Source organism: Streptomyces sp. NPDC054847 (assembly GCF_053610925.1).
On the sequence record NZ_JBSGZJ010000203.1, the window covers coordinates 1 to 12,037 of the forward strand.

10 protein-coding genes and 1 riboswitch are annotated in these 12,037 nt (G+C 71.0%); of the genes, 1 reads left to right on the top strand and 9 read right to left on the bottom strand.

The window, feature by feature from the left end:
• Positions 1-327: 327 nt before the first annotated feature.
• From ACWGH4_RS20320 to ACWGH4_RS20330, 3 genes are all read right to left on the bottom strand, one after another.
• Entirely contained in the window at positions 328-1,119 is a 792-nt protein-coding gene (locus ACWGH4_RS20320; RefSeq protein ID WP_453462677.1) for an SGNH/GDSL hydrolase family protein, read from the bottom strand.
• Positions 1,120-1,289: 170 nt separating this feature from the next.
• Positions 1,290-2,225 carry a M23 family metallopeptidase gene (locus ACWGH4_RS20325; protein WP_453462681.1) on the bottom strand — a complete coding sequence of 312 codons (936 nt, stop codon included), beginning with the start codon at positions 2,223-2,225 and terminating at the stop codon, positions 1,290-1,292.
• A gap of 2 nt (positions 2,226-2,227) precedes the next feature.
• Positions 2,228-2,403: riboswitch (cyclic di-AMP (ydaO/yuaA leader) on the bottom strand.
• A 506-nt stretch (positions 2,404-2,909) separates the two neighbouring features.
• Positions 2,910-5,000 carry an alpha-galactosidase gene (locus ACWGH4_RS20330; protein WP_453462684.1) on the bottom strand — a complete coding sequence of 697 codons (2,091 nt, stop codon included), beginning with the start codon at positions 4,998-5,000 and terminating at the stop codon, positions 2,910-2,912.
• Between the two features lie 200 nt (positions 5,001-5,200).
• Here ACWGH4_RS20330 and ACWGH4_RS20335 point away from each other — a divergent pair, with 200 nt between their 5' ends.
• A complete protein-coding gene (locus ACWGH4_RS20335) occupies positions 5,201-6,013 on the top strand; it encodes a tyrosine-protein phosphatase (protein ID WP_453462687.1) in 813 nt (270 codons plus the stop codon).
• An 11-nt stretch (positions 6,014-6,024) separates the two neighbouring features.
• Here ACWGH4_RS20335 and ACWGH4_RS20340 read toward each other — a convergent pair whose 3' ends face one another.
• The 6 genes from ACWGH4_RS20340 to shc form a co-directional block, all read right to left on the bottom strand.
• A complete protein-coding gene (locus ACWGH4_RS20340) occupies positions 6,025-6,189 on the bottom strand; it encodes a DUF6126 family protein (RefSeq protein ID WP_441262009.1) in 165 nt (54 codons plus the stop codon).
• A 6-nt stretch (positions 6,190-6,195) separates the two neighbouring features.
• Complete coding sequence (locus ACWGH4_RS20345) at positions 6,196-6,795, bottom strand: XRE family transcriptional regulator (RefSeq protein WP_453462690.1); 600 nt, start codon at positions 6,793-6,795, stop codon at positions 6,196-6,198.
• Between the two features lie 66 nt (positions 6,796-6,861).
• A complete protein-coding gene (locus tag ACWGH4_RS20350) occupies positions 6,862-8,256 on the bottom strand; it encodes an aspartate aminotransferase family protein (protein WP_453462693.1) in 1,395 nt (464 codons plus the stop codon).
• A gap of 44 nt (positions 8,257-8,300) precedes the next feature.
• The gene (hpnH, locus tag ACWGH4_RS20355; RefSeq protein ID WP_441262006.1) at positions 8,301-9,320 is read right to left on the bottom strand and encodes an adenosyl-hopene transferase HpnH; all 1,020 of its coding nucleotides are present in this window, start codon (positions 9,318-9,320) and stop codon (positions 8,301-8,303) included.
• A gap of 5 nt (positions 9,321-9,325) precedes the next feature.
• Positions 9,326-9,979, bottom strand: a complete 654-nt coding sequence (locus tag ACWGH4_RS20360; RefSeq protein WP_453462696.1) for a phosphorylase family protein — start codon at positions 9,977-9,979, stop codon at positions 9,326-9,328.
• Positions 9,979-12,003: a squalene--hopene cyclase gene (shc, locus tag ACWGH4_RS20365; RefSeq protein ID WP_453462699.1), complete on the bottom strand. Its 2,025-nt coding sequence runs from the start codon at positions 12,001-12,003 to the stop codon at positions 9,979-9,981. The genes ACWGH4_RS20360 and shc overlap by 1 nt, the downstream gene beginning before the upstream one ends.
• Positions 12,004-12,037 lie beyond the last annotated feature (34 nt).

The following is a 12,037-nucleotide window of genomic DNA, read 5'->3' on the forward strand; positions in this document are numbered from 1 at the left end:
ACATCACACCGTCCGGGCCCCGCACGGGACGCTGCTACGGGGATGGGCGGCCGGGGTTCACGCACACGGCCGCTGCCGTGGCGGTGCTCGCGGTGCCACACCTGGCGACCGGCCGCGCGGGCCCTCCCCTCAGTGGGTGCGCGGCACGCTCCGGACGGCCCATGCCGGTGAACGCCAGGGTGACGACGGCGACCAGGGACCAGCAGGGCCGGGCCCGGCGCCTGGGCCGCCGAGGTCGTCCTGGGCGGGGCAGAAGTCCGGCTGTTGCCAGGCGGTCCGCCACACCGGCGCCGCCTCGGCGGTCCGGGCCCCGGACCGCCGTGCGCCTCAGAGCGGCAGCAGGTCGGGGCGCTTGGCCTCCACATGATCGCCGGAGCTCTCGCCGCGGAGCCGCCGCCCGATCCAGGGCACCAGATACTCGCGCGCCCACTGGATGTCGTCCCGGCGCACCTCGAGCGTCCCTCGCGGGGGCAGCGGCGGCCACGGCTGGTCGGGGTCGGCGGGCACCTCGATCCCGAGGACCTGAGCGGCGCGCAGCGCGACCCTGGTGTGCCCCTCGGGTGACAGGTGGAGCCGGTCGGCGTCCCAAGCCCGCCGGTCCTGGACGGACTTGAGCGACCACAGGTCCAGCACGGGGCAGTCGTAGCGGTCGGCGATGGCCCGTACGTGGGCGGTGTACGTGGCGATCTTGCCGCGCAGATGCCGCAGGACCGGCACGTCCCGGGTGTCGAAGCCGGTGGTCACCATGACGGTGCCGACCGAGCCGGCGAGGTCGGCCACCGCGCGTTCGAAGCGTTCCGCGACGTCGTCGGGGTCGGAACCGGGCCGGATGATGTCGTTGCCGCCGGCGCAGAAGGTCACCAGGTCCGGCGCGAGCTCGCGCGCCCTCGGCACCTGATCCTCGACGATCTGGTCGAGGAGGCGGCCGCGTACGGCGAGGTTGGCGTACCGGAAGGAGTGCTCCGGCATCCGGTCGGCGAGCAGGACGGCGAACCGGTCCGCCCATCCGACGAATCTCCCGTCGGGCCCCGGGTCCCCCACGCCCTCGGTGAAGCTGTCACCGATCGCCGCGTACGACCCGAATACGCCACTGTTCTCTGTTCTCGAATCGTCTGCCACGGGAGCACATCTTTCCTTCACTGATGTGACCTACGCGACCGTAAGGAGGGGTTGACGCGCCGTGATCTTTACCACCCGTCAAATTCCGGCCGGGCCGGAATACGCGGAAGCCCCCGCTCCGCCTGATGCGGAACGGGGACTCACCGGTGGACCGGGGGCTACCGGACGGCTCAGAGGGAGACGCCGTGCTCGCGCAGGTAGGCCAGCGGGTCGATGTCCGAACCGTACGAGGAGCCGGTGCGGACCTCGAAGTGCAGGTGCGGACCGGAGGAGTTGCCGGTCGAACCCGACAGTCCGATCTGCTGACCACCGGTCACCGACTGCCCGCTGGAGACGGCGAGCGAGGAGAGGTGGGCGTACTGGGAGTAGGTGCCGTCCGTGTGCTGGATGACGACCTCGTTGCCGTAGGCGCCGCCCCAGCCGGCGGAGACGACGGTACCCGCGCCGATGGCCTTGACGGAGCTGCCGGTGGGGGCGGCGAAGTCGACACCGGTGTGGTAACCGCTGGACCACATGGCACCGGAGGCCCGGTACGGGGTGGTGACGCCCGCGTCGACGGGGGCGCTGAAGCCGGAACCGGACGCAGTGGTCGCGGCCTCCTTGGCGGGGGCCTCGGCCTTCGGCGCCTCGGCCTTCGGGGCCTCGGCCTCGGGCGCGGCGGACCGCGAGTCGTCGCGCGACGGACGGGTCTGGGACTCGGAGCGGGGCTCCGGGTCGTTCGTCGCCTTGTTCTTCGAGCCGATCGTCAGCTCCAGACCCGGGTGGATCAGCGACGGGTCGGCACCGATGACACGGCGGTTGTCGTTGAAGAGCTGCTTCCAGCCGCCGCGGACGTCCTGCTCGTCGGCGATCTTCGACAGGTAGTCCCCGGCGACGACCGTGTAGCTCTTCGGGGCCTTCTTGGCGGCCGGGGCCGCCGCGGGTGCGGAGGCCGGGGCCGCGGCGCCGGCCTTCTCCGCTGTGGCCGGGGCCGCCGCCGGGGCGGCATTGGCCGTGGTGGCGCCGAACAGCGGGAGCGCGATGGCGGCGCCACCCGTACCGGCGACGACGAAGCCGCGGGTGATCGGGTTGGTCTTGGGACGGCGGTGCTTACCCTTCGCGGGCATGGCGCATTCCTCTCCGGCGCCTGCGAGGTGAGCTGTCGGGTTCGGGCTGGAGATGCCCGGTCGCACACTTGGTGCGACTTCACCCCAAGCCGTCCGGATTGTCCGGATACGGCGTACTACCTGGGTCCCCCGCTCCTGCCACGCGTGGATAGGTTCGAATTCCGGGCGGCGGCAGGATTAGGCGGTCCGTCCGGATTGAGCGTGACCGTAGGCGAGTCGGGCAGCGCGGGACAAGCCACGATTTTCCACGATCAATGACCGGCGCCTCGCCCTCACGGATTCCCGGTCACCCTCCGTCGACAAGGGGCGGCCAATCACCTTGCCGACCAAGGAATTCACATCGGCGCCACGGCCACGGAACGTCACGGATATGACGCTGCTCACGGGCGGGAGCCCATCTCCCCTTCTTACGGGGCACGTTATGTGCAACCATCCAATTCGGACAGAAGGATCATTTAGTCACCTAATCCCGCACTTTCCCATCAAATCCCGCCACCCTTGCCCCACTTCGCCGTCCGGCGGCTGAAGCCGTGACACCTGTCACTTCCGGCTCCCCGGACCGGGGCTCCCTCCCATCACCCCCCGCGCCTTCTGCGCTCCGCCGGTTTCCGCCCCACCGGCCGGCCGGCCCCCTTTCGCAATTCCCCTGCTCGCTTGCGCGTAAGGCGAATGGGAACCGGTGGATCACATCCGCCGGAGCCGGATCACGGTGGCGTCGAAATCGCCCTTCAGTCCGGTGTGAATTCCGTGGTGAAGCAGCACCCCGCCCTGGTGGACCGCTCCGGTGTCCGCACACACGTAGGCCGCCGTCGCCTCGACGCCGCGCAGTCGGAGCGCCGGCGGCCGCTCGCCGTAGCGCTGGGCCTGGAGCAGCGCGAGCACCACCGTCTCCTCGCCCCGTACGTACTGCACGGCGCTGAGACCGCCCTGCGGGGCCCGCAGCCGGTACAGCTCGCCGTGCTGGACCACCGGCCTGATCTCCTTGTAGAGCCGCACCCAGTCGCGCGCCTCCGCCAGCTCCGCCTCGCTCCAGGCCGAGAGGTCTCCCCCGACGCCCAGCACGCCGGCCATGGCGCTCACGAACCGGAAGCGCAGACTGCTGCGGCGACCGTTGAGCTGAACGTTGGGGCTGTCGGTGACCCATGCCGCCATGACCCGGGCCGGGTGCAGCTGGCTGAAGCCGTGCTGGACGGCGAGCCGGTCCAGCGGGTCGGTGTTGTCCGACGTCCACACCTGGTCGGTGCGGGCGAGCACTCCCAGATCGATCCTGCCGCCCCCGCCGGAGCAGGACTCGAAGGCGACGGAGGGATGCGCCGCCCGCAGCCGGTCCAGCAGACCGTAGAAGCCTTCGACGTGCTCGGCCCACAGCTTCTGCGGGTACGGCTCCCCCGGCCAGCCCGCATCGGTGAAGCAGCGGTTGAAGTCCCACTTCACATAGTCGACGGGCGCGTCGGAAAGCAGTGTGTCGAGCTGCTCCCACAGGTGGGCCCGTACGTCCTCGCGCGCGAGGTTGAGCACCAGCTGGTTGCGGAACTCGGTCCTCGTCCGCCCCGGACGGTGCTGGATCCAGTCGGGATGCGCCCGGTAGAGGTCGCTGTCCTCGTTGACCATCTCCGGCTCCACCCAGATGCCGAACCGCATGCCGAGCGCGTGCACTTCGGCGGCCAGCGGCCCCAGCCCGTCGGGGAAGCGGTCCGGGTTCGGTGTCCAGTCGCCGAGCCCGGACCGGTCTCCGGTGCGCCGCCCGAACCAGCCGTCGTCCACGACGAACAGCTCGACCCCCATCGCGGCGGCCCGCCGCGCGAGCGCCGACTGCTGCTGCTGGGAGATGTCGAAGCCGGTGGCCTCCCACGAGTTGTAGAGCACCGGCCGCATCCGGTCGGCGCCGGGAATCACGTGGGCCAGCTGCCAGGCGTGCCAGGCCCTGCTCGCCCCGCCGAAGCCCCGGTCGCTCCAGAGGCCGGCGAAGACGGGCGAAATGTACCTCCCGCCAGGGGCGAGCCGCAGGAGGCCGGAGTCGTCGTGTCCCGCTCCTCCGGTGATCTGTACGGCCCCGTCCGGCAGCCGCTGCACACAGATCCGCCACGATCCGGACCAGCCGAGGGCGCAGCCGTACACCTCTCCGTGCTCCTCGGTGGCTCCTTCCGCGTCCAGAGCCACCCAGGGCAGGTGCTGGTGACCGGTGTGGCCGCGCCGGCTGCCGATCGCCGTCTCCCCGTACGGGAGCGCGGTGCGCACGAGGCGGGATTCGGCGGCCCAGCGGCCGTGCAGCTGCGAGAGCCGCCATGCGTCCCTCAGCGGGAGCGTCCAGGCGGCGGCATCGGCCCGGAGCAGTTCGAGGTCGGGTTCGGCGCCCTCGTGGGCGACGGTGACCCAGCGTTCGATCACGTCGCTGTCGTCGCGCATGCGGTAGTGCAGGGTCAGGCCCAGGCCCACCAGCTCGTCGCGGAAGCGCAGGCGCAGCTCGTCGTCCTCCGCGGTCCAGCCGGCGAAGGTCCATTCCGTGCCGCGGACGCTCTCGTTCCTGACCGACAGTGCCGGGCGCACGAAGCGCGGGCCGCCTTCCACGGGGTATTCCTCACGGCCGTCGAGCGGGGACTCGAAGGGCCGGTACGGCGGCGGGCCCGCGGCCGCGAGGGCCTCCGCGGCGGCGGCCGGGATGCGCCCGCCCCAGTGGAGGTGCACGACCTCGTCCGCGTCGGTGAGGTGGAGGGCGTAGCTGCTCGTGGGGCCGGAGAGGACCCAGGTGTGCCCCTTGCCAACGTTCTCGATCATCTGACCCCTCGGATACTCACAGGTCCGCACAGGCCCGCACATCATCCGCCGGGGCGGCCCGCGGCGGCAACGGCGCGCAGGGGGTGCCGGCCACCGTGCGGGACGGCCGGGACGATTGGCCGATGAGCGCGTGTCGTATGGTCGAGGCCGCGCCATCGCCCGGCGAACAGCGCCGGCGACTGTCCTCCGAAGGAGTCCCCGTGACGCAGCAGCTGCCGCAGGTCCCCTCTACAGAGCCCGAGCTGACCGGGGTCCGTAACTTCCGGGACGTGGGCGGCCTGCCGACGACGGACGGGCGGCGGGTACGGCCCGGCAGGCTCTTCCGCAGCGGCCACCTGGCACACGCGACGGCGACCGACGCCGCGTTCCTGTCGACCCTCGGCCTCCACACGATCTTCGACTTCCGCAACGCGGCGGACCAGAAGCTCGAGGGGCCGGACATCGACCTGCCCGGGGTGCGCAACGTGAACCTGCCGCTGAGCGACCCCGCGGACGGCGCGGAGTTCTGGAAGATGGTCCGGGACGGGAATCTGGACCAGCTGAAGTCGATCCTCGCGGACGGCAAGGGCGCCGGCCGGATGATCGCCTCCTACCGGATGATCATCAAGGAGCGGACGGCGGAGCACAGCCGCGTGCTGCACGCCCTGGCCGAGGACAGCGTCCCCGCCCTGATGCACTGCGCCGCGGGCAAGGACCGCGCCGGCCTGTCGATAGCGGTGTCACTGCTCGCCGTCGGCGTGGAGCGCGACGCCATCGAGGCGGACTACCTCAAGTCCAACGACCCGCACCGCCGTTACAAGGTCCGGCGCAGCGGCAACGGACCTGACGCCATGTCACCCGAGGTGATGGAGCTGCTCAGCCCGCTCTTCGACGCCCGCGCCGAATACCTGGCCGCGGCCTTCGAGGCCATCGAGGAGAACTGGGGCACGACGGAGCGGTACCTCACCGAGGGCCTGCGGCTGTCCCCGCAGACGCGTGAACGTCTGCGGGATCGGCTGCTCGACCAGGGCTGAGCCCTCGCCCGTCACTGGTTCTGGCCGCCCACCAGGAACAGCAGGTAGAGGAACCCGGCGATGATGTGGCCGGCGATGAGGTAGGCGAAGAGCCTGATCACCAGTCCGCGCGGGAACCGCTCCTCGCGCGGGCTCTCGCCACCGGAGGTGCGCCGGTCCAAAGGGTCGTACGACATGCGGGATCACATTCCTCGGTGGTCAGGGACGGGGTGCGGTTCCGGGGCCTGCAGCAGGGTGTGCACGAACAGCATTTCCGCCCCCTCGGGGCCGGCCGCCGCGATGCGGTGCGGGGTGAGCGAGTCGAAGTGCGCGCTGTCACCGGCGGCCAGCTCGTGGACGGCGTCCCCGAGGCCGAGCCGCAGCCGCCCGCGGACGACGTGGAGCCATTCCTCGCCGGGGTGGACGCGTACGAGGTCGCCCTGCACGCCGTACGGCACGAACACGCGCAGGGCCTGCATGGCCCGTCCCGGGTTGCCGGCCCGGTGGTAGTCCCAGCCGGCCGCCGCCGGCTCGCGGTCGCGGCCACGGATGACCGGATCGCGTTCGGCGGGCTGCTCGCCGAGCAGTTCGGCGACCGTCGTACCGTAGATGCGGGCGAGGGCGAGGAGCATGGGCAGCGAGGGCTGCCGCTGTCCCGTCTCGAGCCGGGAGAGATGGGCGGGTGAGAGGCCCGCCCGCTGGGCGGCGACCTCGAGGGTGAGTCCACGTCGGCGGCGCAGGTCGCGCAGCCGGGGCGCCATCTCGGGCAGCCCCTCGTCCGTCGGCTCTGCGGAGGCGGTCATGCCTCCATTGGGCCAGAGTATTGCCTGTGAGGCAAATGCCTTTGCCTCACAGGCAAAAGTCCGGGCTCAGCGGTTGGCGACCGCCTGCTTCATCAAGGTCTTGCCGAAGTCCCACATCAGACCGCCACCGCCGTGCGCGTCCTCCATCACGGCTTCGAACGCGCCGACGAAACGATCGACCTCCTTCTCCCCGATGATCAGCGGCGGGATCAGCTTGATCACTTCCATGTGGTCCCCGGAGACCTGGGTGAGGATCCTGTGCCGCTGAAGCAGCGGCACCACCACCATCTGTGCGAACAATCCCTTCCGGGCCGCCTGGAGCACCGTCCAGCGACTGCGCAGCTTGATGGACTCCGGTCGCCCGAACTCGATGCCGATCATCAGCCCCCGACCGCGCACGGCGTGCAGCAGCTCGTACCGGTCGACGAGCGACGCCAGGCGGGCCCGCAGCAGCTCGCCCGTCACCCGCGCGTTCTTCACGATGTGCTCGTTCTCCAGCACCGACAGCACGGCCAGCCCCGCCACCATCGCCTGGGCGTTGGAGCCGAAGCTCGCCGAGTGCACCAGGACCCGGTCCATCGACGAGTAGACCTTCTTGAAGATCCAGTCCCTGCCGAGGGTGGCGCCGACGGGCACATAACCGCCGGACAGCGCCTTCGCCACGCAGACGAGATCCGGCTCGACACCCGCCTCGTACTGGAAGGCGTAGAAGTCGCCGGTACGCCCGAGGCCCGTCTGCACCTCGTCCGCGATCAGCAGCGCCTTGTACTTGTGCAGCAGTTCCTGGGCGCCCCGCAGGAATCCGGGGGGTGTCGGGTGGACGCCCTTGCCCTGGACCGGTTCGACGATGAAGGCGGCCACGTCGCCGCGCACCAGTTCGCGCTCGAGCGCGCCGAGATCGCCCATCGCGATGGCGGTGTCCGGCAGCAGCGGGGAGAAGCCGTCGCGGAACCCGTTCTCGCCGTTGACCGACAGCGCGCCGGTCGTCAGCCCGTGGAAGGCGTGCGTGCAGTACAGGACCCTGGGCCGGCCGGTGACGTACCTGGCGAACTTCAGCGCCGCCTCGACGGCCTCCGCCCCGCTGTTGCCGAAGAACACCCGGTCCAGGTGCGGCGTGTGCTCGAGCAGCTTCTCCGCCAGCAGGCCGGGCAGCGGCTGGCAGTCGAACCGGACCAGGTCGGCGAGCGAGGCGTCGATGACGTCGTGCAGCGCCTTGTTCACGACGGGGTGGTGCCGGCCGAGGCCCATCACTCCGAAACCGGCGAGCATGTCGAGGTAGTCGTTGCCCTCGGTGTCGTAGAAGTAGGCCCCTTCCGCCCGGTCGTAGGCCTTGTCGAACCCGATGGTGCGCAGCATGCGCGGCAGTTGGTGGTTGAGGTACCGGGCGTGCAGCTCGTAGCGCTCGTCACCGCGCCGCGCCAGCAGTTCCGCCAGATCGAAGCTCTTGGGCTGCTCGGTCATTCCTCGGCTCTCCTGGTCCAGAGTGTCGGTCGGTCACATGCCGGTCACCGGCTCCCGGAGACCGTCTCGCGGGCGGCCCGCAGCGATTCCTTGAGCGATCCCATGGTGGCGAGGACCGCGGTGGGCTCGTAGCCGCAGTGGGCCATGCAGTTGGCGCAGCGGGGGTCCTTGCCGCGGCCGTACTTGTCCCAGTCGGTGTCCTCGACGAGTTCGCGGTAGGTGGGGACGTAGCCGTCGCTCATGAGGTAGCAGGGGCGCTGCCAGCCGAAGAGGGAGTAGTTGGGGATCGCCCACGCTGTGCAGGGGAAGTCGGCCCTGCCCTCGAGGAAGTCCAGGAAGAGCGGGGAGTGGTTGAGCCTCCAGCGCCGCCGGTTGCCACCGGCGAAGGCCTTCCGGAACAGCTCCCTGGTCTGCTCGACGCCGAGGAAGTGCTCCTGATCGGGCGCCTTCTCGTAGGCGTAGGCGGGCGAGATCATCATCTCGTCGACCTTCAGGTCGTCGTTGAGGTAGTTCAGCACCTCGATGACCGTCTGCGGGGTGTCGGTGTTGAAGAAGGTCGAGTTGGTGGTGACCCGGAAGCCGCGGCGCTTGGCTTCCTTGATCGCCGCGACCGCCTCGTCGAACACGCCCTCCTTGGCGACCGATTCGTCGTGCCGCTCCCGCAGTCCGTCGATGTGCACGGCGAAGGCGAAGTACGGGGAGGGTGTGAACTTCTCGATCTTCTTGCGCAGCAGAACGGCGTTGGTGCAGAGGAACACGTACTTCCGGCGGGCCACCAGCTGACGCACGATCTCGTCGATCTGGGGGTGCATCAGCGGCTCGCCGCCGGCGATGGAGACCATCGGAGCACCGGACTCCAGCACCGCGCCGACCGCCTGCGCCACCGGCATCCGCTGCTTGAGCACCCCGGCGGGGTGCTGGATCTTGCCGCAGCCCTCGCACGCGAGGTTGCACGCGTAGAGCGGCTCGAGTTCGACGATCAGAGGGAACTTGTCGCGCTTGCGGAGCTTCTGTTCGAAGAGATAGGTCCCGACCCTGACGGTCTGGCGGAGCGGCATGGCCATCTGGCTCACCTCCTGGGGAGCAGCAAAGAACGGTGCCATTCAAGAAATGCGGGCATTACGGCACGAAGTACACGGAAGGCTGATATTCCACCGCGAAGTGTGCCGATCCGTACCAGTTCATGTTCCGGGGCGTCCACGACCACCCGGACGGCCGCAACGGGACGCGGCCCGGTCTCCATGGCGCTGTTCAGGGTCGCCGCCGACTCCATGTCCGCCGCGATCGATCCCGCCGCGAGCAGCTCCGCACGCTCGTGGCCGCGCACGACATGGTCCACGCCGGTCAGCGGGCCCCGGTGCACCGTGCGCCCGGGGACCGCCCTGGCCACGGCCTTCACCAGCAGGTCCGTGTCGGTGCAGGAGGTGGAGACCTCGCCGAGCCGGGCCTCCTCGACGACCACGAGGTCTCCTGGGTGCATGCCCGGGGCGAGCCCCGCGCAGAAGCCGGACGCCACGACCGCCGCCTCCCGGAAGGGCTCGGTGCCGCACGCTGCGCGTACGGCACGGCCGGCGTTGGCCGGCCCCATGCCGGTACGCAGGACGGTCGCGCCGCTCCCGCCGCGGCGCCGGTCACCGGCCCGCAGCGCGAACTTCTCGATGCCGAGCGCACAGGCGACCAGCAGCGGAACGGCCGGGTCGACCGGCTCCTGCGCGTCCCCCATCAGCCCCCCTCACGGGCGGCCGGACGGCCCACGGGCGGTTCCCCGTGCAGGAAGCGGCCGAGCGCGGTGAGGGGGAAGACCTGCCGGTACAGGTGGTAGTTGATCGAGAAGTCCCAGGGGAAGCCGGTGCCCGTGAAGTACGGCTCGTCCCAGGAGCCGTCCGGCCGCTGGGTCCGTGCCAGCCAGGCGACACCCCGCTCGACGGCCTTGCTCTCCCGCTCACCGGCCGCCAGCAGGGCGAGCAGCGCCCAGCCGGTCTGGGAGGCCGTGGAGGCGCCGCGGCCGATCGACTGCTCCTCCCGGTAGGAGCGCAGGTCCTCGCCCCAGCCGCCGTCCTCGTTCTGGACGGACTGGAGCCAGGTGACCGCCCGGCGGACCGCCGGGTGGGAGGCGGGCAGCCCGGCTGCGATCAGGGCGGGCACCACCGCCCCCGTGCCGTACACGTAGTTGACTCCCCAGCGGCCGAACCAGGCGCCGCTCGCCTCCTGTTCCTGCAACAGCCACCGCACGCCGCGCCGGGTGCGCGGGTCGTCCGCCATGCCCTCGTGGGCGAGCATCTCGACGACGTGCGCGGTGACGTCCGCCGACGGCGGGTCGATCACCTCGCCGAAGTCGCAGAACGGCAAGCGGTTCGGGAACGGGCTGGTGTTGTCGGCGTCGAAGGCTCCCCAGGCGCCGTTCCGTGACTGCATGCCGAGGTTCCAGCGGGTGCCGCGGGCCACCGCCGCCTCGACCCGCTCCGGGTCCGGATGCTTCACCCGCCGCAGGGCGAGCACCACCTCGGCCGTGTCGTCGATGTCGGGGTAGTTGTCGTTGTGGAACTCGAACGCCCAACCGCCGGGCCCGAGTCCGGGCCTGCGCACCGACCAGTCGCCGGGCCGCACGACCTGCTCGCTCAGCATCCAGTCCGCCGCCTTCACCAGCGCGGGGTGGTCGGCGGGCAGACCGGCGTCGGCGAGGGCGATGGTGGCGAGGCAGGTGTCCCAGACCGGGGACTGGCAGGCCTCGATCATCCGGACGGGGAGACCGTCCTCCTCATGGTGGACGGCGAAGCGGTCGAGCGACTCCAGGCCCGCCCGCATGACGGGGTGCTCGAGGTCGTAGCCGAGCAGATGCAGGGCGATCACCGAGTACACGGCCGGCGGCTGGATGCCGCCCCAGCAGCCGTCGTTCTCCTGCCGCTCGACGATCCAGCGGGCCGCGACGTTCATGGCCGCCCGGCGCAGCCGGCGGGGCGCCACCTTGTGGTACAGGTGCAGCGCCTTGTCGGCGCGCTGGAAGAAGCCGTCCCAACTGGCCGCGGGGGCGAACCGCTTCCGCGGGTAGGGCATCGCCGGGTCGGTGTGCAGCTCGTCGAGGGCGAACGGGGCCGGCCGCACCGGCCGCTTCGCGGAGACGATGGTCAGGGGCACGATGGTCTGCCGGGCCCAGCAGCCGAAGTCGTAGATGTTCAGCGGGACCCACTTGGGCAGGAGGACCAGCTCCGGCGGCAGCTCGGGCAGGTCGTCCCACTTCCACCAGCCGAACAGGGCGAGCCAGATCCGGGTGAAGACCCGGGCCGCCGCGATGCCGCCCCTGCTCCGGACCCAGGAGGCGGTCCGCTGCATGTGCGGGTCGTCGGGACGGTCGCCCGCCAGCCGCAGGGCGACGTACGCCTCGATGGTGGTGGACAGTTCGCCGGGGCCGCCGTAGAAGGTCGCCCAGGTGCCGTCGTCCCGCTGCTGCCCGCGGATGAAGCGGGCGGACGCCTCTACGGTCGCCGCGTCCTGGATGCCGAGGAACTGCCGCAGCAGCAGGTCCTCCGCGTCCATGGTCACGTTGGTCTCGAGGTCGCCCTTCCACCACCCCTGGGCGTCCTGCCGCGCGAGCAGATGCTCGACGGCCCGTTCCGCGGCACGTCCGGCCGCTTCCCGTACGTCGGTGCCCGGTGCGGTGGTCCGGGCGGCGGTCGTCGTGGTCGTGTCGCCGGCAGTGGCAGCACCGGCCCGCACGGGCCCGCTGCTTCCGTCGGTCGTCGCTGTCATTGGTTCCCCTTCGTTGCAGTGGTCTCTGCTGAGC